Annotated in this window: 16 protein-coding genes and 1 pseudogene; 11 read left to right on the plus strand and 6 right to left on the minus strand. The window is 39.4% G+C overall.

The features are described 5' to 3' along the window. Positions 1-531 (plus strand): annotated as a pseudogene (locus GWI58_RS12205) (hypothetical protein); the annotation flags it as partial. A 137-nt stretch (positions 532-668) separates the two neighbouring features. On the opposite strand, the gene GWI58_RS12210 reads toward GWI58_RS12205, so the two are convergent. From GWI58_RS12210 to asnS, 4 genes are all read right to left on the minus strand, one after another. Then, positions 669-851, minus strand: a complete 183-nt coding sequence (locus tag GWI58_RS12210; RefSeq protein WP_004244661.1) for a type II toxin-antitoxin system TacA family antitoxin — start codon at positions 849-851, stop codon at positions 669-671. Between the two features lie 104 nt (positions 852-955). Further along, positions 956-2,146, minus strand: a complete 1,191-nt coding sequence (locus tag GWI58_RS12215; RefSeq protein WP_161769211.1) for an amino acid aminotransferase — start codon at positions 2,144-2,146, stop codon at positions 956-958. A 352-nt stretch (positions 2,147-2,498) separates the two neighbouring features. Next, positions 2,499-3,614, minus strand: coding sequence for a porin (locus GWI58_RS12220; RefSeq protein ID WP_272927285.1), 1,116 nt, complete (start codon positions 3,612-3,614; stop codon positions 2,499-2,501). 341 nt (positions 3,615-3,955) lie between these two features. Next, positions 3,956-5,356, minus strand: a complete 1,401-nt coding sequence (gene asnS, locus GWI58_RS12225; RefSeq protein ID WP_161769212.1) for an asparagine--tRNA ligase — start codon at positions 5,354-5,356, stop codon at positions 3,956-3,958. A 73-nt stretch (positions 5,357-5,429) separates the two neighbouring features. Here asnS and GWI58_RS12230 point away from each other — a divergent pair, with 73 nt between their 5' ends. Next, positions 5,430-5,639, plus strand: a complete 210-nt coding sequence (locus GWI58_RS12230) for a hypothetical protein (RefSeq protein ID WP_049197286.1) — start codon at positions 5,430-5,432, stop codon at positions 5,637-5,639. Here the strand turns inward: GWI58_RS12230 and pncB are convergent. Then, complete coding sequence (gene pncB / locus GWI58_RS12235; protein ID WP_094960023.1) at positions 5,623-6,837, minus strand: nicotinate phosphoribosyltransferase; 1,215 nt, start codon at positions 6,835-6,837, stop codon at positions 5,623-5,625. The genes GWI58_RS12230 and pncB overlap by 17 nt on opposite strands. Positions 6,838-7,178: 341 nt before the next feature. Between pncB and pepN the strand changes: the two genes are divergently transcribed. From pepN to GWI58_RS12250, 3 genes are all read left to right on the plus strand, one after another. Further along, positions 7,179-9,794, plus strand: coding sequence for an aminopeptidase N (gene pepN / locus GWI58_RS12240; RefSeq protein ID WP_094960024.1), 2,616 nt, complete (start codon positions 7,179-7,181; stop codon positions 9,792-9,794). 203 nt (positions 9,795-9,997) lie between these two features. Beyond that, positions 9,998-11,008: a quinone-dependent dihydroorotate dehydrogenase gene (gene pyrD / locus GWI58_RS12245; protein WP_004251935.1), complete on the plus strand. Its 1,011-nt coding sequence runs from the start codon at positions 9,998-10,000 to the stop codon at positions 11,006-11,008. A gap of 214 nt (positions 11,009-11,222) precedes the next feature. After that, positions 11,223-11,774 carry a cell division protein ZapC domain-containing protein gene (locus GWI58_RS12250; protein ID WP_161769213.1) on the plus strand — a complete coding sequence of 184 codons (552 nt, stop codon included), beginning with the start codon at positions 11,223-11,225 and terminating at the stop codon, positions 11,772-11,774. 266 nt (positions 11,775-12,040) lie between these two features. On the opposite strand, the gene GWI58_RS12255 is transcribed toward GWI58_RS12250, so the two are convergent. Then, a complete protein-coding gene (locus GWI58_RS12255) occupies positions 12,041-13,183 on the minus strand; it encodes a YcbX family protein (protein ID WP_161769214.1) in 1,143 nt (380 codons plus the stop codon). Between the two features lie 109 nt (positions 13,184-13,292). Between GWI58_RS12255 and rlmKL the strand changes: the two genes are divergently transcribed. The 6 genes from rlmKL to GWI58_RS12285 all read left to right on the plus strand — a co-directional run bounded on the left by rlmKL (position 13,293) and on the right by GWI58_RS12285 (position 21,436). Further along, complete coding sequence (rlmKL, locus tag GWI58_RS12260) at positions 13,293-15,407, plus strand: bifunctional 23S rRNA (guanine(2069)-N(7))-methyltransferase RlmK/23S rRNA (guanine(2445)-N(2))-methyltransferase RlmL (protein WP_004247681.1); 2,115 nt, start codon at positions 13,293-13,295, stop codon at positions 15,405-15,407. 6 nt (positions 15,408-15,413) lie between these two features. Then, positions 15,414-17,345 (plus strand): ABC transporter ATP-binding protein, encoded by a 1,932-nt coding sequence (locus tag GWI58_RS12265; protein WP_004244674.1) that lies wholly within the window; start codon positions 15,414-15,416, stop codon positions 17,343-17,345. A 92-nt stretch (positions 17,346-17,437) separates the two neighbouring features. Next, entirely contained in the window at positions 17,438-18,727 is a 1,290-nt protein-coding gene (gene pqiA / locus GWI58_RS12270) for a membrane integrity-associated transporter subunit PqiA (RefSeq protein ID WP_004247682.1), read from the plus strand. Continuing rightward, positions 18,720-20,372, plus strand: coding sequence for an intermembrane transport protein PqiB (pqiB, locus tag GWI58_RS12275; RefSeq protein ID WP_004244676.1), 1,653 nt, complete (start codon positions 18,720-18,722; stop codon positions 20,370-20,372). The genes pqiA and pqiB overlap by 8 nt, the downstream gene beginning before the upstream one ends. Beyond that, the gene (gene pqiC, locus GWI58_RS12280) at positions 20,372-20,944 is read left to right on the plus strand and encodes a membrane integrity-associated transporter subunit PqiC (RefSeq protein ID WP_004244677.1); all 573 of its coding nucleotides are present in this window, start codon (positions 20,372-20,374) and stop codon (positions 20,942-20,944) included. Before pqiB ends, pqiC begins: the two co-directional genes overlap by 1 nt. Positions 20,945-21,031: 87 nt before the next feature. Beyond that, positions 21,032-21,436: an ASCH domain-containing protein gene (locus tag GWI58_RS12285; protein WP_094960026.1), complete on the plus strand. Its 405-nt coding sequence runs from the start codon at positions 21,032-21,034 to the stop codon at positions 21,434-21,436. The last annotated feature ends 96 nt before the right edge of the window (positions 21,437-21,532 follow it).

The following is a 21,532-nucleotide window of genomic DNA, read 5'->3' on the forward strand; positions in this document are numbered from 1 at the left end:
GTGGATATTGGGAAATGGCAGAGAATTCAACATGGGATACCAGGAGGAGAAACCAATACAGATATGGGGTTCACTGATCTAGATGGTTTTTCTGAGCAGGATATGTATGCCGTTGGCGGTGAAGGAGATGTTTGGCATTATAATGGCGAAATCTGGATCCCCTGTGGTTTTCCCTCTAATGAGCAATTAAGTGCAGTTTTATGCGCCCCTGATGGTTATGTGTATATTGGCGGTGAAGGGGGCAGTTTATGGTGTGGGCGTGAATATCAATGGGAAAAACTTTATCACGGCAGTTCGACTATTTTACTGAATCAGTTACGCTGGTTTGAAGATAAAGTATGGGCATGTGATGACTACCGTTTACAGTGTTGGAATGGTAAAGAAATGGTCCGTCCCAAGGATGGTGATAAAAATGTTATCGCCTCAGGTCATATGGATGTCCGCGATGGGATTTTAGTTGTAGCTGATGATTATAATGTTGATCTGTATGATGGAACCGCTTGGCATAAGATAGTGAGACCTTATAAATAATAGGATTATTGTGAACATCAAGGCCTTATTGGAACTTACCCCTCCAGAGTTCTAAAGCCTTTTCACCGGAGGAAAAACCTCCAGCATATGGCCTATTTTGAGTGGTTCAGGTGCTGTCAGTTTCAATGTCATTCCTCTTAAGGGGATTTAGACATCACTGTTTTTCGTAATGTCTCGTTGCTTACAAGTGTTGCATCAAGCGGGTTGATAAATTCCTGATAAACTTCGGGATTAACATTTATGACTCGCAGATCTTTCAGTGTTTCTTCGGCTGAACGTCGAACGGCTTTCAAAACAAATTCAGTATGGTTTTTTCCCACAGCACGAATAAAACAATAAAAAACCCAACAACGTATCTAATTAAACGCTGTTGGGTTATAAAACGTGTTATCTAACTGTATGCTTTAAAACGATGAAAAAGCCATTAAAGTACAGCGACAATGGCTTCACACAATGGAACCATATTTTCCAGTGTTAAGCCTGCGACATTAATACGACCAGAGCCGACAATATAAATACCATATTCAGCACGTAGACGTTCAACTTGCTCTTTATTAAGACCACTAAATGAGAACATACCATTTTGGTCAATAATAAAGCTGAAATCTTGTTTTGCGCCTTTTTCTTGTAAGGTTGTCACCAGCAATTGGCGCATACGCTGAATGCGTTCACGCATTGTGGTGAGCTCTTCAATCCACTCTTCTTTTAACTCTGGGTTAGATAAAATAGTGGTCACCACAGATGCACCATGTGCCGGTGGATTAGAGTAGTTTGCGCGAATAATCGCCTTGGCTTGGCTAAATGCTTTCTCAGCAGTATCGCTCTCTTTTGCGACAATAGTGCAAGCACCTACACGCTCATTATAAAGGCCAAAGTTTTTTGAATATGAGCTTGCAACAATCAGCTCAGGATTGCTTTCAGCAAATAGGCGTAAGCCTTGCGCGTCTTCTTCAAGACCATTAGCAAAACCTTGGTAAGCAAAGTCAAATACTGGTAACCAACCTTTTTCAGCGGATAAGGCAGCCAGTTGACGCCATTGCTCTAGCGTTGGGTCAATACCACTTGGGTTATGGCAACATCCGTGGAACAGCACAACATCACCTGCTTGTGCATTTTGTAGGCTGGCTAGCATACCTTCAAAATCTAAACCGTGGCTTTCTGCATCATAATAATCATATTGGCAAATCTCTAAGCCAGCAGTCTGGAAAATATTATTATGGTTTGGCCAAGTCGGGTTACTTATCCATACACGTTTAGCATTAGTTTGCTGAGCAATAAAGTCCGCTGCAACACGTAATGCCCCAGTACCACCCGGAGCTTGTGCTGTACGTGCACGTTTTTCTGTGATGATAGGGTGTTGTTCACCAAACAACAGTGCTTGAGTGACCGCACCAAACTCAGGAATACCGCTAATAGGAAGATAATTTTTAGTGGATTCGTTTTCTAATAAATATTTTTCTGCTTTTTTAACGGTGGTGAGTACAGGTGTTTTACCTGTTTCATCCTTATAAACACCAATCCCTAAGTTAATTTTGTTTTCACGAGTATCAGAACGGAAACTATCAGCTAAACCCAGAATAGGATCGGCTGGTGCAGCAATGATTTTCTCAAACATAGTGTAATTATTCCCTAAGCTCAAAACGAAGCCGAATTATGAGTAACAAGAGTAACGCTATAGAATCGGTTTGCCAACAGTTTGTAGAGAAATTAGCAAGAAGTTGTGAACTAAGTGAGAATAAATAGCAAAATAAGATGTAAATAAGTAAATCTTTCGTGATTACATTAACATGTAAATATAACCACTAAAAATAAACAACAGTTTAGTATAATAAACTGTTTATCTTAGTATTAAAAAAGGAAGAACAGAAAAGCGAGCAATATAAATAGGATAGGCAAATAAAAAAGCAACACCGAAGTGTTGCTTTTCAAATCAATTAACTTGACTGTTTAATTACCTTAAAGGGTAATTAGAACTGATAAGTCAGACCTAAACCAACTACGTTGTCAGTTGCAACGCCGTTAGCTTTAGTGAAGTCGTCTTCATCTAACAGGTTGATTTTGTAATCAACAACTGCAGTCATGTTTTTGTTAAATTTGTAGAAAGAACCTACAGAGATATATTTAACTAAATCATGGTTGTTGTCTTTCAGACCGCCAACACCATTATTCAGATCTTTACCTTTAGATTGAACATAACCTAAAGATGGTTTGATACCTAAATCAGCAAAGTCATACTGTGCAGTTAACTCGATATTTTGAGTTTTGTTTGCAATTGCACCGTCACCATAGTAGTTCATGTTACGGGTTTCACCGTACATTGCTGCTAAGTAAACATTGTTAGCTTCGAATTTACCACCAACGTTCCATGCTTCAGCACGTTTACCAGTTGCAGCACTCTTATGTTCTTGCCAGTTAGTACGAGCAGAACTTGAGTAACCACCACCCAGTGTTACGCCCCAGCCTAAGTTATAAGCGGTAGAGAAACCAAAACCGTCGCCATTTGCTTCAGCGTTGTCTTTACGTTTATTGTTGGTGTTTTCGTTATTTTTGCCTTGATATTGCAGAGCAAAACTTAAACCATCAACATAACCGAACATATCAGTGTTACGGTAAGTTAATACGCCAGTAGTACGGCTAGTCATATAAACGTCAGTTTGCGCCATGGAGTCACCACCCCATAAAGGCAGAACGTCAGTCCATGCGTTGGTGTCATAAATTACACCGTAGTTACGACCGTAGTCTAAAGAACCGAAGTCAGCAAATTTCAGACCAGCATATGCTAAACGAGTTTTAGCTTTGTTCTCGCCTTCAGTAGTGTTTGTTTTAACTTCGTATTCAAAACGACCGAAACCAGTTAAATCTTTATTGATTTGAGTTTCGCCTTTGAAACCGATACGTGCACGAGAAGCGTCACCGCTTTCATGATCGCCTTTAGTATCAGCATCAGCGAAGTAATGACGAACGTCAACTTTACCGTAGATATCTACTTTGTTGCCGTCTTTGTTGTACATTTCAGCTGCGTTTGCTGCACCAGCAAACATTAAAGCTGGGATTACCACTGCAAGAATATTGCGCTTCATCATTATTATTACCCTCATTGGTGTTATTCAGACACCTTTGCCACTGCCAGAAATAGTTTCTTAATTTTTATGGAACTATTTATGAGAGTTAAGTGTCGTCTGTGTCGGGTGACAGTGTTCCATTGGTAAAAAATTTTATCTACCCCGAATTTGCTACAAAATCGAAAAAAGTGTAACAAATTGTAACAATGTATTTCAAAGTGTGTATTTGGGGGAACTTTTCCATCAAATTGTAGCCATGCATAAAAAAAGCCAACCCTGAGGTTGGCTTCTGGTATAACTAAAGTTAGTACAATTAATCAGCAACACAAATGTTTTTTGTTGGCTACTAATTAATCAAACTATTAGAAATCGACATTTCTTGGTGTACGTGGGAATGGGATCACTTCACGAATATTTGTGACGCCAGTCACATAAGCAACTAAGCGTTCAAAGCCGAGACCAAAACCAGAGTGTGGTACTGTGCCATAACGGCGTAAATCACGATACCACCAGTAGTCTTCTTTATTCATACCCATCTCAGCTAAACGTTTATCAAACATCTCTAAACGTTCTTCACGTTGAGAACCACCAATGATTTCACCGATACCTGGTGCTAACACATCCATTGCCGCAACTGTTTTACCGTCTTCATTCATACGCATATAGAATGCTTTGATATCTTTCGGGTAGTTCTTCACAACCACAGGGGCTTTAAAGTGTTTCTCAGCAAGATAGCGCTCATGCTCGGAGGAGAGGTCAACACCCCAATAAACTGGGTTTTCAAATTTCTGGCCGCAATTTTCTAACACAGTAATCGCATCTGTGTAGTCAATTTGTGCGAAATCAGAAGCGATAAAGTGCTCTAAACGTGTAATGGCTTCTTTATCAACGCGTTGAGCAAAAAACTCCATATCATCTCTGCGCTCAGCTAACACCGCAGCAAAGGCATATTTCAGCATTTTTTCTGCTAATCCGGCGATATCATTCAGATCAGCAAAAGCCACTTCAGGTTCAACCATCCAGAATTCAGCCAAGTGACGACTAGTATTTGAATTCTCAGCGCGGAAAGTTGGGCCGAAAGTATAGACTTTACTTAATGCAGAGGCATAAGTTTCGCCGTTTAATTGTCCTGATACGGTTAAGAAAGCTTCACGACCAAAAAAGTCTTCGCTAAAATCAACTTCACCTTTATCAGTACGTGGCAGGTTGTTCATATCTAAGGTAGAGACACGGAACATTTCACCCGCACCTTCGGTATCCGCCGCCGTAATTAATGGCGTAGAAACCCAGAAAAAGCCTTGCTCATCGAAGAAACGATGTAGTGCTTGTGCCAAGGTATGGCGAACACGTGCAACAGCACCAATTAAGTTTGTGCGTGGACGAAGATGAGCAACTTCACGCAGATACTCAACGCTGTGACGTTTAGCGGCCATCGGATAAGTTTCCGGATCATCAACCATTCCTACTACCACAACTTTGGTCGCATGAATTTCAAATTTCTGACCTTGACCCGGAGATTCAACAATTTTACCGGTGACTTCCACAGAGCAACCTGTGGTTAAGTGCAGCACTTCATCTTGATAATTCGGTAAATTATTATTAATGATGGCCTGTACTGGATTAAAGCAGGAACCGTCATAGACGGTAAGGAATGAGATACCAGCTTTTGAATCTCTTCTTGTACGTACCCAACCGCGAACGGTGACGTCTTCGCCAACCGCGATACGGCCTTGCAGTACGTCGACTACAGGCGCAACGATCATAAATAAATCTCTCTTCGTTTAATTAAAATAATTGTTTAGTAAATTCATTCTGCCCCTGTCGGACAGTTTTTCTATGTTACTTGCAATAGCGCAGGAAACAAGTAGGAAATTTCAGTTTAAAGAGGGAATCAGCAAGAGAAAAGCCTTTATAGAAAATATTTTGCTAAAAATAGGTAAAATCAGTCGAATAGTGGGGGTGATAGCAAAAAGAAAGGGCAATATTGGCCCTTTCTTTATAGATAGAATAGATAGCGATTTAATCTTTATTAACAAGCTTGCCTAACAAGAGGAACATCAAAGGCTTTACGTAGCTTGTCGACAAACTCATCATCTTCACAAATGGTTTTACCTGGACTATCTGATAATTTAGCAACAGGTTTACCATTACACTCCACCAGCTTAATCACAATATTAAGAGGTGTGATATTCGGGATATTACAAGTCAATCTGGTGCCGATACCAAAAATTAAGCGGATACGCTTATGGAAATGCTTATAAAGTACTAAGGCTTTCTGAAAGTCGAGGCTATCAGAGAATACCAATACTTTACTCATCGGATCGATACTGAGCTTTTCATAATGAGCAATGGCTTTTTCACCCCATTCAATCGGATCACCTGAGTCATGACGTAACCCTTGATAACGGCTGGCGAATGGCATATCAAAGTCACGTAAGAATGCATCCATAGTGATACAATCAGTGAGTGCAATACCGAGTTGATCTGGGTATTCATCTAACCATGATTGCAATGCAGCCCGTTGACTATTGGCAAGCTCAGGACTAATTTGCTGATGTGCTTGGAACCATTCATGGGCTTGTGTGCCTACGGGTGCCAGTTGCATACGTTCAGCAAAATGATAGTTACTGGTGCCGATAAGATAAGGGAAATGATTTTTTAATTCATCGACAATGGCACGTTGCACATCATAAGAAAAGCGACGACGAGTACCAAAATCCATCAATTTGAAATCCGCTAAATCAATCTGTTGTTCAGCCGCATCACGATAGAAAATATCGATAAGTTTGCGTAATTGAATAACAGCGTCATCAGCGGTGATTTGTGGCGAACGAGCGCGGTGGACAATTTCACTCACCAATGCTAACAAAGGAACTTCCCATAAAATAACTTCACGCCAAGGGCCAGTTATCTTAATTGTCAATTGATTGTCAGCAGTGGTCGCGATATGCACTTGCTCGGGTTTAAAGCGAAAATGTTTAAACCATTGCAGATAGTCATTTTTAAAGAAAGGCAGGCTTTGAAGATAGCCAAACTCTTCATTAGTTAATGACAAGTCTGCCATCATATCCACTTGATGGCGTAAGGTTGTTGCATATTCACCTAGACGTTCATCACTCCGGCAGCGGAATTCAGCAACGACAGGAATATCACTATAATGATGGTAAACCGCCTGTTGCATGTGGAGCTTGTATGCATCGGTATCCAACAGTGATGTAATAATCGGTGTAGCGTCTAAAATCATAGCGCGTCAAGCATCCTCACGGAGCGTTTTTATGTCAGCTAAATCGTTAAGGTTGGAGAGTATACCCGAATATGATGATAATGCGTCACTATTCGTTAATATTTCTCTGCGACATAAAAACAAGCTGTAAATCTCTATTGAGTTTACCACGTTAAACATAATTTGGGAGTATGTTAGCATCAATTAGCAAATAAATTAGTTACACATATTAATATCCCATTAACATTCTATTGACTTTTAATGTGCTCAATTGAATATTCGACTAGCTAAACCGTTTTTTGACGAGTAAGCTTTGGTTATATAACCGTAAAATAGTCGTGTTAACTAAAAGGCTTTTTTCTATGACACAACAAAGAATTGCTAAATATCGTAAAGATTACCGCGCCCCAGATTACACCATCACTGATTTGCATCTTGATTTTATCTTAGATAAAGAAAAAACACAGGTTACTGCTATTAGCCAATGCAAGCGCTTAGCGACAACGGTAACGCCGTTGGTGTTAGATGGGGAAGATTTAACATTAAAATCTATTTTTGTTAATGATGTTGCTTGGACACACTATAAAGAAGAAAACGGCAAACTCATCATTGACCAATTGCCAGAACAATTTACGTTAAAAATTGTTAATGAGATTAACCCATCAGCTAATACTGCTTTAGAAGGGTTATATGTTTCTGGCGATGCGCTATGTACACAGTGTGAAGCGGAAGGCTTCCGTCATATTACTTATTATTTAGATAGACCGGATGTTTTAGCGCGCTATACCACCACGATCACTGCAGATAAAAAACAGTATCCTTATCTATTATCTAATGGTAACCGTGTTGCACAAGGTGATCTTGAAGATGGTCGTCATTGGGTGACTTGGGAAGATCCGCATCCTAAACCAAGTTATCTCTTTGCATTAGTGGCGGGAGACTTTGATGTATTACGCGATACATTTAACACTAAAAGTGGTCGTGAAGTTGCTTTAGAGCTATTTGTCGATAAAGGTAATCTTGATCGTGCTGATTGGGCGATGACATCACTAAAAAATGCCATGAAATGGGATGAGTCACGCTTTAATTTAGAATACGATCTCGATATCTATATGATAGTCGCTGTTGATTTCTTTAATATGGGGGCAATGGAGAATAAAGGGCTTAATGTCTTTAACTCTAAATATGTTCTTGCTAAAAGCGAAACAGCAACAGACAAAGATTATTTAGGGATTGAATCTGTTATTGGCCATGAATATTTCCATAACTGGACAGGTAACCGTATTACTTGCCGTGACTGGTTCCAATTAAGTTTAAAAGAGGGATTAACGGTTTTCCGTGATCAAGAATTTAGCTCTGATTTAGGCTCTCGCTCAGTTAATCGTATTAATAACGTGCGTGTTATGCGTACAGCACAGTTTGCCGAAGATGCAAGCCCAATGGCTCATCCAATTCGTCCAGATAGTGTAATTGAAATGAATAACTTCTATACCTTAACGGTATATGAAAAAGGGGCGGAAGTGATCCGTATGATCCACACGCTACTCGGTGAAGAGAAATTCCAAGCGGGTATGCAGATGTATATTCATCGTCACGATGGTAGTGCAGCGACCTGTGATGATTTTGTACAAGCGATGGAAGATGCCTCGAATGTTGACCTGACTTTATTCCGTCGTTGGTATAGCCAATCAGGTACACCGGTATTGACTGTACGTGATAGCTATGACGCACAAAAACAGCAATATACATTAACCGTCAGTCAAATGACGCCACCAACGGCAGATCAGGCGGAAAAACAAGTTCTACATATTCCGTTAGATATTGAATTATATAATCAACAAGGGGAGGTTATCCCTTTACGCTCACAAGGTCAGCCGGTTTCTAATGTATTAAATGTGGTGAGAGAAGAGCAGCAGTTTATTTTTGATGATGTCGCTCAACAGCCAATTCCTTCATTATTGCGAGAATTTTCTGCGCCAGTAAAACTTGATTATCCTTTTACGGATGAGCAACTCTCATTCTTAATGAAACATGCACGTAATGCTTTTTCTCGTTGGGATGCGGCGCAATCTTTATTAGGTCGTTATATTAAAGAAAACGTTTCACGTGTTCAAAAAGGGCAGCCATTAATTTTACCTGAAATGGTGATTGATGCTTTCCGTGCTGTATTGCTTGATAAAGATATCGATCCTGCCTTGGCGGCACTTATTCTGACATTACCTACCGATGTTGAAGCGGGTGAAGCTTTTGCTATTATCGATCCTATTGCTATTCATCAGGCCTTAGGTTTTATTCGTAAAACTTTAGCCACTGAAATGGCTGATGAGTTCTCTGCGGTTTATCACTCAATGCATATCGGTGCTTACCGTGTCGATCATGGTGATATTGCTAAACGTGATTTACGCAATGTCTGCTTGGGTTATTTAGCCGTTGAAAACCAGCAAACGGGTAATCAATTGGTTGAAGCGCAATATCACAATAGCGACAATATGACCGATGCACTCGCGGCCTTAAATGCCGCAGTAATGGCACAATTACCTTGTAAAGAGGCACTATTACAAGAGTTTGATGATAAATGGCATCAAGATGGCTTGGTAATGGATAAGTGGTTTAGCTTACAAGCAATGAGTCCGGCAACTGATGTATTACAAACAGTACGCAGTTTGCTATCACATCGCTCTTTTACTTTAGCTAACCCAAATCGTACTCGTGCTTTAATCGGTGCGTTTGTGAATAATAACCCTGTGGCTTTCCATGCAGAAGATGGCTCAGGTTATTTATTATTGACAGAAATTCTGACTGACTTAAATAGCCGAAATCCACAGGTTGCATCTCGTCTTATTGAGCCGTTTATTCGTTTGAAACGCTATGATGCTAATCGCCAAGAGAAAATGCGTGCCGAGTTATTAAAGCTAAAAGCCCTTGATAACTTATCAGGTGATTTATATGAGAAAATCACTAAAGCATTAGCAGATTAACACTATATCGCTATCACTAAGTAAGTGATAAGAAGGTATTAAGTTAGCATGATAATTAGATCCCCAGCATATTCTGGGGATTTTTTATGGTGAATTGTACAATTGAAACGTTTACTTTTCGTGCTTTTATCTATATGATGCTCGACGCTTAAATCGTCGTAGACATATCATTCCTAATACCCGATATTCTCAATGGAGATCGTATGTATTATTCCTTAGTAAGGAAGGCATTGTTTCGGCTAGATCCTGAACGTGCCCATGATTTTACCTTTCGTCAGTTAAAACGCTTATCTCATTCCCCATTTCAATTTCTTATTCAACAATCACTTCCTGCCAAACCCGTTTCTTGTATGGGACTTTCATTTAAAAATCCTCTCGGTCTTGCCGCCGGCCTTGATAAAAATGGTGATTGCATTGATGCACTAGGGGCAATGGGTTTTGGCTTTATTGAAGTGGGTACTGTTACACCACGAGCACAAGTAGGTAATGACAAACCGCGTCTCTTTCGCTTAGTAGAAGCTGAAGGCTTAATTAATCGAATGGGGTTTAATAATTTAGGGGTTGATAACCTAATAGAGAATGTAAAACAATCTCAATATGGTGGTGTGCTGGGTATTAATATCGGTAAAAATAAAGATACCCCCGTAGAGCAAGGAAAAGATGATTACTTAATCTGTATGGAAAAAGTTTACCCTTATGCAGGTTATATTGCGATTAACATCTCTTCACCTAACACCCCCGGCTTACGGACACTCCAATATGGTGAAGCATTAGACGATTTATTATCTGCGATTAAAAATAAACAACTTGAGTTACAAGGGAAATATCAAAAATATGTGCCTGTGGCCGTTAAAATCGCCCCTGATCTTACTCATGAAGAATTAATCCAAGTTGCAGATAGCTTAGTGCGTCACCATATTGATGGCGTAATTGCGACCAATACAACATTAGACAAATCATTAGTGAGTGGATTAGATCACTGTAATGAAGCCGGTGGATTAAGCGGTCGTCCGGTTCAATCAAAAAGTACACAAATCATTCGACAACTAAATGAAGAGTTAAAAGGCGCTTTACCTATTATTGGGGTAGGGGGGATTGATTCATTGACTGCCGCACGCGAAAAAATGGATGCAGGTGCTTCTTTAATACAAGTCTATTCAGGATTCATTTATCATGGTCCTGCACTTATAAAATCTATAATTAATCATATTTAATTACATTCAATAATCAGTTAAGGGCTTTTCTTCTGCCCTTAACTCGTTTATATTGCCTCTAGTTGATTATTTTTTATTAAATGGCAGTGATTGTGCTTAATTAATAAAAAAATGAACCCTGTTTTTGTTAGGTGGTATTAAATATTTTATTTAGGTTATTTAATATTGAGTATCAGAGAAAAAAGCAGGTAATAAATCGAAGGGGGAATAATTAGTGATAATAAAACCCGATGATCGCTGGCGTTGGTATTTTGATGACGAGCAACAAAAGTTGATGCTCGATTTAGCTAATGGAATGATTTTTCGTAGTCGTTTTTCAAGTAAAATGCTAAGTGCAACTGCTCATCAATCATCACCTTTTACTGTTGATGATGCTGCTCTTTATTATGGATATGATGAGCAAATCCGCCAGATTGATATGCCTTCTGAGTCGCGAGCAGAATTAGCGTTAAACGCATTAATAGCCCATCGTTTTTTAAAGCCATTAATGCCTAAGAGCTGGTATTTTGAAGTGAGTCATTCATCAACCCGCCCTTATTTAGCTCAAGTGGTGGAAGCCGCATTGAAAGATAGCAATGAAAAAGTGCTTTTTTTAGTGGCGGAAGTGGGAGAGCAAGCCTGTTTATGCTTATTAGCCCAGCCTCAGTTAGCATTATTTGATAGAACACTAACGTTTTGTGATCCACTAAAAATCATGAATGATCGGTTAAGTGAATATCATAAACAGTCTGAGCCAAGATCGTTTTTGTACGAAAAAGTCATCTAATAAAAGAGTAAAAAGGACTTACTCTTTTATTTTCACTTATTGTTTATAATATGCTAAAAACAATTGGCCTTAAACAACACTTCCTAAAATCAAATCTGCATTATTATCTTTTTGTAACAAATTTATAAAAGTAAATAAAGTGAGTTTATAGTTAATTTAAAATTGAGTTATTGATGAGATAATTCTTAATCAGCAGAGCAGATCATGCAAAATAAAAAGAAGATAAGGACAGTTTACCTTCTTTTTATTTGTGATAAAGATAAGCGTTATTTTTTATTAAGTGAAAGTTTTACATTGCCTTTAGGAACACAACTACATGCGAGTATTCTGCCAGAACGTTTTATGGCACCTGCTTTTAATGCATTGACATCACCTTCATCTAATTGAATAACACAAGAGCCACAAATCCCCGCACGACAACTATAGGGAATAGCATAACCGTGATTTTCCAGTTGCTCTAACAACACCTCTTGATTATTCCCAGCAAAGCTGATGCCATTAAATTCAATAGTGACAGCTTGTTTTGTCTCTTGAGCGGAGGCTGCTGTAACCGCATTGTCAGTTGCCGGTTCGGTTATTTGCTCTGTTGTTTGTAAATAAGATTTCGCTTCTTTATAAGCTAATATTTCAACTTTATCCCCAACACGAATAATACCTGATTGGCGAATGATAATATTTTGACCAAAATCCACATCGCCTTTTTCATCTGTACGGAATGTTTGCAGTGTTGCTAACGGTTCTGTGGTAGGATGCTTAATGCCTTTATCGATACTGATAGTGGTCATAATGCAGCGGCTGCAAGGCTTGACTAAGTCCATGACGACAGAGCCAATACGGATTGTTTGCCAGCTATCTTCTGCAAAAGGTTTTGCACCTGTGATGATGATATTACCGCGAAATTGCTCAATATTGATTGAAGCTGGGCAACGCTGTTGCAGAGACTGAAATGAGGCTTCATTAATCAATAGATAAGGGTAACCGTCAGCGAAAGAAACCGCGGTTTCAGGAGATTTTTTTACTCGACGTGTTGATTTTTCACCCGTCCAGCGAAGTTGTACATCCATGCCTAAATAGCGGCTGAACCATTGATTTATTTCATCTGGGGCAACATAAGCGGTAAAATGATTTCCCCACACTTCAGTTGGTTGTAATGAAGATTGAAAATCCTGATAAGTAATGGCAATTCCTTCACCATCGGGTGCTTGAATATAAATACCATTTGTCATTACAGTGGGAATAAAACACAGCAACAAAGGGTATTTACGTGCGGTGATAAATGTCCCCTCAGGGGTCGTTATCATAAAATCACGATCAAACGTGAAGCCGCTTTCACGGGCAAAGGCTTGAGAAAGACGAGTCCCTTTCATTGATTTTACAGGGTGTATATAAAGGCGTGATACGTTGATCATCAGTGCTCCCAAAAAGGTTTTATTATTTTTTTATCGTCAGTAACTTTATGACAACGTAATACAATTAGCTATAATGCCCAACAATTTTATTTTAGGTGGTAACAATATTATGCGCTCTCTGTTTGCCAGCACAGGCCGAGGTCTGGAAGAATTATTAAAAACTGAACTTGAACACCTTGGTGCCCAGTCTTGCCAGATTACGCAAGGTGGTGTCTATTTCCGTGCTGATGATAAAACCATGTATCAGTCTTTGCTCTGGAGCCGTTTAGCTTCTCGCATCATGCTTCCGCTAAATGAATTTAATGTCTACAGTGATCTAGATTTATACCTTGGTGTGCAAGCAATTGATTGGAGCGAAGTATTTACAGTTAATCATACTTTTGCTATTCACTTTAATGGCACTAATGATGTGATCCGTAATAGCCAATATGGTGCATTAAAAGCGAAAGATGCTATCGTCGATTCATTCCAACGTAAAATAGGACAACGACCGGATGTTGCTAAGCAATCACCGGATATTCGTTTAACTATACATCTACATAAAGAAAAAGCGTCATTATCTTTAGATCTCAGTGGCGATGGATTACATCAACGTGGTTATCGTGACTTAACAGGGCAAGCACCGCTAAAAGAGAATCTAGCCGCAGCGATTATTATGCGTTCAGGTTGGAAAACCGATACACCATTAATTGATCCTATGTGTGGCTCAGGTACTTTACTTATTGAAGCGGCAATGATGGCGACGGATTGTGCCCCCGCTTTAAATCGAGTCCATTGGGGTTTTCGTCATTGGTTAGGACATAATGAAGCGCTATGGAAAGAAGTCACTCATGAAGCATTTGCCCGCTTCCGTGAAGGTAAAAAGAATACTCAAGCGCGTTTTTATGGTTTCGATGTGGATAAACGCGTATTAGATATGGCAAGAGCTAACGCACGCCGTGCGGATGTGGCCGATTTAATTACTTTTACCCAAGGTGATGCAGCAAAACTGACTAATCCAGTATCCACGGGTGTTAAAGGGACGATTATTAGTAACCCGCCTTATGGTGAACGTTTAGAAAGTGAACCCGCACTCATTGCTTTGCATAGCCAGTTAGGTCGAGCGGTAAAAGCCCATTTCCCAGGATGGCGATTATCACTTTTTAGTGCTTCTCCTGAATTGTTAAGCTGTATTCAGTTACGTGCTGAGCGTGAATTTAAAGCTAAAAATGGTCCGTTAGATTGTGTACAAAAAAACTATTTATTATCAGAAACACCTTCGACGATTAATACACGACTGGCGGAAGATTTTGCTAACCGTTTACGTAAAAATGAGAAAAAACTCGCAAAATGGGCAAAACAACAGCAAATTGAGTGTTATCGCTTATATGATGCTGATTTACCAGAATATAATGTTGCGGTAGATCGCTATGGCGAAAAAGTGGTGATCCAAGAGTATGCACCTCCAAAAACTATTAATGAACATAAAGCACGCCAGCGTTTATTTGATGTGATTAGTGCCACCATGGAGGTTTTAGCATTACGCTCTGATCAACTAATTTTAAAAACTCGTCAACGCCAAAAAGGTAAACAACAATATGAAAAAATGGCAGAGAAGGGTGATTTCTTTTTAGTTGATGAGTTTGGTGCCAAATTCTGGGTGAATTTAACCGACTATCTCGATACTGGACTGTTTTTAGATCACCGCATTGCACGCAAAATGTTAGGTGAAATGAGCAAAGGAAAAGACTTTTTAAATCTCTTTGCTTATACCGGTAGCGCGTCAGTCCATGCTGGGTTGGGGGGAGCTAAAAGTACCACAACAGTAGATATGTCACGAACTTATCTTGAATGGGCTGAGAAAAACTTTCAAGCAAATGGATTATCAGGTAGACAACATCGTTTAATGCAGGCGGATTGCTTACAGTGGCTAAGCCAAAGTAATGAACAGTTTGATGTGATTTTTATCGATCCTCCGACGTTCTCTAATTCAAAACGCATGGAAAATACCTTTGATGTACAACGTGATCATATTGAATTAATGAAACATCTAAAGCGTTTGTTAAGAAAAGGCGGAACAATTATGTTCTCAAATAATAAACGTGGTTTCAAAATGGATCATGAAGCATTAGCGAATATTGGGTTAACAGCAAAAGAGATAACACAAAAAACGTTATCGCAAGATTTTGCACGTAACCGCCAAATCCACAATTGCTGGCTATTAAATCATGCTGGTGAGGAATAATTTACAATGCCGTTAATTAGTTTGACTGGGGCTTATTTAGCGTTTAGTGATGCCCCTTTATTAGATAATACAGACTTGTTTATTGATGAAAATGAACGCGTTTGTTTAGTCGGTCGCAATGGTGCCGGAAAATCGACCCTATTAAGAGTGTTAGCCAAAGAGCAGCCCTTAGATGATGGGCAAGTGGTGTATGAACAAGATCTGGTGACTGCACGTTTACAACAAGATCCCCCCAGAGATATCGAAGGCACTATTTTTGATTTTGTCGCGCAAGGCGTTGCAGAAGATGCGCAATATATTACCGAATATCATCGTGTTTCAAAGGTAATAGAAACGGACCCTTCTGAAAAAAATCTTAATCGATTAGCTCAGTTACAAGAAGTGCTCGATAACCGTAATCTCTGGTTATTAGATAGCCGTATTGCTGAAGTACTGGAAAAATTAGGGTTAAATGGCGAAGCAGAGCTTTCCTCACTTTCTGGAGGATGGTTAAGAAAAGCCGCATTAGGGCGCGCATTAGTGAGCGCACCGAAAGTGCTCTTTTTGGATGAGCCCACCAACCATCTAGATATAGAAACTATCTTATGGTTAGAGAAATTCTTAAAGGATTTCCAAGGTAGCATTGTCTTTATTTCCCATGACCGATCATTTATTCGTAATATGGCAACCCGCATTATTGATTTAGATCGCGGAAAACTATCCTCATGGCCGGGAAATTACGATAAATATCTGGAAAGTAAAGAAGAAGCATTGCGTGTTGAAGAGCAACAAAATGCTGAGTTTGACCGGAAATTAGCGCAAGAAGAAGCATGGATACGTCAAGGGATCAAAGCTCGCCGGACTCGTAATGAAGGTCGTGTACGGGCATTAAAAGCATTGCGAGTTGAACGAAGTGAACGTCGCGAAGTATTAGGTAGTGCTCGTATGCAGGTCGAAGAAGCAACGCGCTCAGGTAAAATTGTGTTTGAATTAGAAGATGTTAATTATAGCATCGGTACGCGTAGGCTCGTTCGGGACTTCTCTGCAAAAGTGCAACGAGGAGATAAAATTGCCTTAGTTGGCCCTAATGGTTGTGGTAAAACCACACTACTCAAATTGATGTTAGGGGATTTAAAAGCAGATAGTGGTCGTATTCATTGCGGCACTAAATTAGAAGTTGCTTATTTTGATCAACACCGTGCCACACTTGATCCTGATAAAACAGTGATGGATAACCTTGCAGAAGGTAAGCAAGAGGTGATGGTAAATGGTCGTCCTCGTCATGTTTTAGGTTATTTGCAAGATTTCTTATTTCCACCAAAACGTGCCATGACACCTGTTAGAGCACTTTCGGGGGGCGAAAGAAATCGTCTATTGCTTGCTCGTTTGTTCTTAAAACCAAGCAATTTACTTATTCTTGATGAACCAACTAATGATCTTGATGTTGAAACATTAGAACTATTAGAAGAGCTGGTGGATGCTTATCAAGGCACTGTGTTGTTGGTTAGCCATGATCGTGAATTTGTTGATAATAGTGTTACGGAGTGTTGGATCTTTGAAGGTGATGGCGTAATCAATAGCTATGTTGGCGGCTATTATGATGCGCAGCAGCAGCGGGCACAGTCTGTTTCTCTTAAAAATGAAGCGAATAAGTCACGTAATGCACCAGAAAAAACTGAAAAAGAGACTAAACCAAAACAGAACGCCAAAAAGGCTACACGAAGTAACAATAAGTTAAGCTATCATTTGATCCGCGAGCTTGAACAACTGCCCGCTAAACTGGAACGTTTAGAAGAGGAATTAGGTTGTTTACAAGAAGAAGTGGCTGCAGCTGATTTCTTTACACGTCCTCATGAAGAGACAGAAAAAGTGCTAAAAGCATTAGCTGATAAGGAAAATGAACTTGAAACAGCTTTTGATAGATGGCAAGAGTTGGAGATGATGCAAAACGGTGAATAACGTATGCCAACTCATAACGGGGCATAATGCCCCGTTTTAGTCTCTATACTTATTGTTGTTTATTGATTATCAAATAAATGAGAGGTGCCGTTGTGTGTTCGGGTCAACATTCTTGTCATGAAGAACAACATGAGCAAATATTGTGCCCTCAGTGCGATCTGGTAGTGAGTGTTCCTGAATTAGCCCAAGGAACCAAGGCGACCTGTCCACGTTGTCACACTTTGCTAACAGCACGTTGGCGACAACCTTTTTATCAGCCAGTAGCCTTGGCGATTAGTGCATTATTTATGTTATTAATGGCTTGCCAATTTACTTTTGTCAGTATGGAAGTGGCAGGAATTACCAATAACATTACTTTAATGCAGATCCCAAATGTGATGTTTAGCGAAAATTATGTTGAGCTAGGCGCTTTCTTTTTACTCTTTGTACAAGTGGTTCCTGCTTTCTGCATGATAGCGATTTTACTGCTTTGTACACCCATTAAGCTGCCAAGAAAATTACAAATTTGGCTATCACGAATTCTTTTCCAATTAAAATCGTGGTGTATGGCAGAGATTTTTTTAGCCGGTATTTTAGTCAGTTTTGTTAAGCTAATGGCGTATGGTGATATCGGTTTAGGGTTAAGCTTTCTACCTTATGTACTTTACTGCTTATTACAAATTCGTGCATTTCAATGTTTAGATCGCCATACATTATGGGAAAAACTAGAATCGCGACCCGCTTATCCTAAAATTGAATCAGGTAAAACAGGTTTAAAGCAAGGGGTAAGATTATGTCGTTCTTGTACTGCTATTTTACCGGCTGATCAATATGAATGTAGTCGTTGTGAAGTAAAAGGGTATGCGAGAAAACCTCATAGTTTGCAATGGACGCTCTCTTTCTTAATTACTTCTTTAATTCTTTATATTCCGGCTAACCTATTGCCGATTATGGTGACGGAATCGCTGGGTAATAATCTTTACTCAACCATAATGGCAGGGGTTATCTTACTTTGGGAAGATGGCTCATATCCTGTGGCAATGGTTATTTTCATTGCCAGTATTATGGTACCTAGTTTAAAAATGGTGGCTATCGGTTGGCTATGTTGGGATGCACATAAAGCCAAAGGAAAACGTGATCCGGCGAGAATGCACTTTCTCTATGAAGTGGTTGAATATGTAGGGCGTTGGTCAATGATTGACGTTTTTGTTATCGCTGTTTTAGCTTCATTAGTCAGAATGGGACGTCTGATGAGTATCTATCCCGATTTTGGTGTAGTGCTATTTGCATTGGTTGTCGTATTAACGATGTTCTCTGCAATGATGTTTGATCCTCGGTTAACATGGGATAAATGTACTGCCGATGATGATAAACCCATGATTAAGGAGCCTAAGGGTGACTGAAAAGAACGATACTGCTTTAACACAAGCAAAAATTAATAAACTGAAAAGCTGGTCTCCAGTTTGGATAATACCTCTTGTTACGTTATTGATAGGAGCTTGGATACTTTATTATCATTTCAGTCATCAAGGTCCTGAAGTCACATTAATAACCTATAATGCTGATGGTATTGAAGCAGGTAAAACTAAAATAAAGAGCCGCAGTGTTGATATTGGCTTAGTCGAAAGTGTGACATTAGATAGTAATTTTAGTCGAGTGATCATCAAAGCTCGTCTCGATAATGAAATGAAAGAGCTACTGCGTGCTGATACCGCTTTTTGGGTGGTTAAACCACAAGTGGGAAAAGAAGGTGTCACTGGTTTAGGTACTCTACTCTCAGGTGCTTATATTGAGCTACAACCCGGTTTAACAGGCAAAGAGCAGGATGAATTTAATTTATTGGACTCTCCGCCACTGGCCTCTCCGGATGCAAAGGGGATACGCATTAATTTAGTCAGTGAAAGAGCAGGCCAGCTTAATGCAGGTGATCCGGTATTATTTAGGGGTTATCAAGTCGGCTCGGTTGAGACGAGTGAATTTAATATTGAAAGCCGAGATATGCATTACCAGCTTTTTATCAAAGCACCTTATGACAAAATGGTCACGTCGAATGTTCGTTTCTGGAAAGATTCAGGCATTGCATTTGATATGTCATCATCAGGGGTTCGTGTTGAAATGGCTTCGCTTTCCACGCTGTTTAGCGGTGGGGTGAGTTTTGATGTGCCTACGGGGTGGTTACCTGGTGAAGCTATAGCCCCTAAAACAGAATTTAAACTTTATGATAACGAAAAGAGTATTCAAAATTCGTTATATACCGATTACCGTAGCTATATTATGTTTTTCTCTGATTCTATAAGAGGATTACAAGCCGGAGCGCCAGTTGAGTTCCGTGGTATTAGAATGGGTACGGTTGTTCAAGTACCCTATTACACCCAAGAAATGCAACAATCGTTAGATAAAGATTTCCGTATTCCTGTGCTTATCCATGTTGAGCCGGAACGTTTTGCGAATGATGTCGGTGAAAGTTTTGATTTCGTAAAAGAGCTTTCTTCTGCTGCTAAAAATGGATTAAGAGCATCGTTAAAATCAGGCAATCTATTAACAGGTGCCCTGTATATTGATCTGGACTTTTATCAAGATGTTGAACCTTGGAAAGGGCCACAAACTGTTGCAGGATTACCACAAATACCCACAGTCAGTTCTGGTTTAACGCAAATTCAGCAAAAAGTGATGACTTCATTGGATAAGATCAACAATCTTCCTGTTGAGCCAATGTTGAAAGAGATGACCGCGACATTAACCGAAAGTCAAAAAGCGGTTGCTGAAGCGAAGGAAACCCTGAAATCATTAAATGCTATGATTGGTAGTGATGACTTCCAAAAACTGCCTAATGATATTCAACAGTCATTAAAAGAGATCAATCGCAGTATGCAAGGTTTCCAACCTGGCTCACCGGCATACAGTAAAATGGTTGATAATATGCAACGCTTAGATCAAGTGCTAAGAGAGATGCAACCGCTATTGAAGACCTTAAACAATAAGAGCAACGCATTAATTTTTGAAGCACAACAAGGTAAAGATCCTGAACCAAAGAGGGCTGAAAAATAATGAAATATATTATTGGGATCGCGGTATTGATGCTGACGGCTTGTTCAAGTGTGCCTGATAAAGCTTATTATCAATTACCTGATGTTTATCAAGGTGCAAATAATAAGGTTGTTACAACCACTGAGAGCGCAAAGCAAGATCAGATTTGGGTTCAGCCTATCCGTTTATCTGATATGTTAGTTAACACGGGCATTGTCTATCAAACCAGTGATATCAATTATACCGTTGCTAACCAACATTTGTGGATAAACCCGCTTGATCAACAGCTACAGCAAAATCTGGTTGTGGGATTAGCAAAAGAATTCCCTAATCGAGTGGTCTCGACACAACCTATTGAAGATAAACTTGCTAAATTGACTGTCAATGTTAATTATTTTCAAGGTCGATATGATGGCAAAGTGATTATTGCTGGTGATTGGATCTACACTCAAGGCAATAAAGTGATTAGTCAGCCTTTTTCTGTCGCGTTAACACAAACGGAAGATGGCTATCCGGCTCTGGTACGTACGCTAGGAGAAGGATGGCAGAATGTCGTCGCTGAGATCGCAAAAACAATTAAATCACAATATTAATTGTTTTATACAGTAATATAGGAATAACCAATGCCTGACTAAAATCAGGTGTTGGTTTTTTATTCGAGATAACGAGAGAAAAATCTCATGCTGGAATTGATAAAAAAGAAATACCCTACAGCGATTTGTTGGTCTTTCGGGGATAATCCGCAGCTTGCTGATGAACTTGCACAACTTGTCGTTGAAAGAAAAAAAACAGCAACATGTAGCTCATTGAGTGGTTTTTTTAGTGATCCAGTCACGCCAACAATTGGTGGTTACAATATTATTTTAAATAGTCATGGGGTTCCTATTTGTGTTATCAGAACACGCTCTTTAACATTGGTACGTTTTTCTGAAGTCACAGAACAGTTAGCGAGTAAAGAAGGTGAGGGTGATCTAAGCTTGTCATATTGGCAACAAGGACATAAAGAATTCTTTATGCGAGAAGGCACCTACTCTCCAGATATGGAATTAATATTTGAAGAATTTGAGTTAATAGAGGTTTTTTAGTTAACAGGCTTCATATTTGTCGATAACTTAAGTTATATCATTAATGTTGCTATGGTTATTTGGCATAAATTTTATTTTTACTACTGTGAATAGTAG

Source organism: Proteus sp. G2674, assembly GCF_009915195.1.
Lineage (GTDB): Bacteria > Pseudomonadota > Gammaproteobacteria > Enterobacterales > Enterobacteriaceae > Proteus > Proteus mirabilis.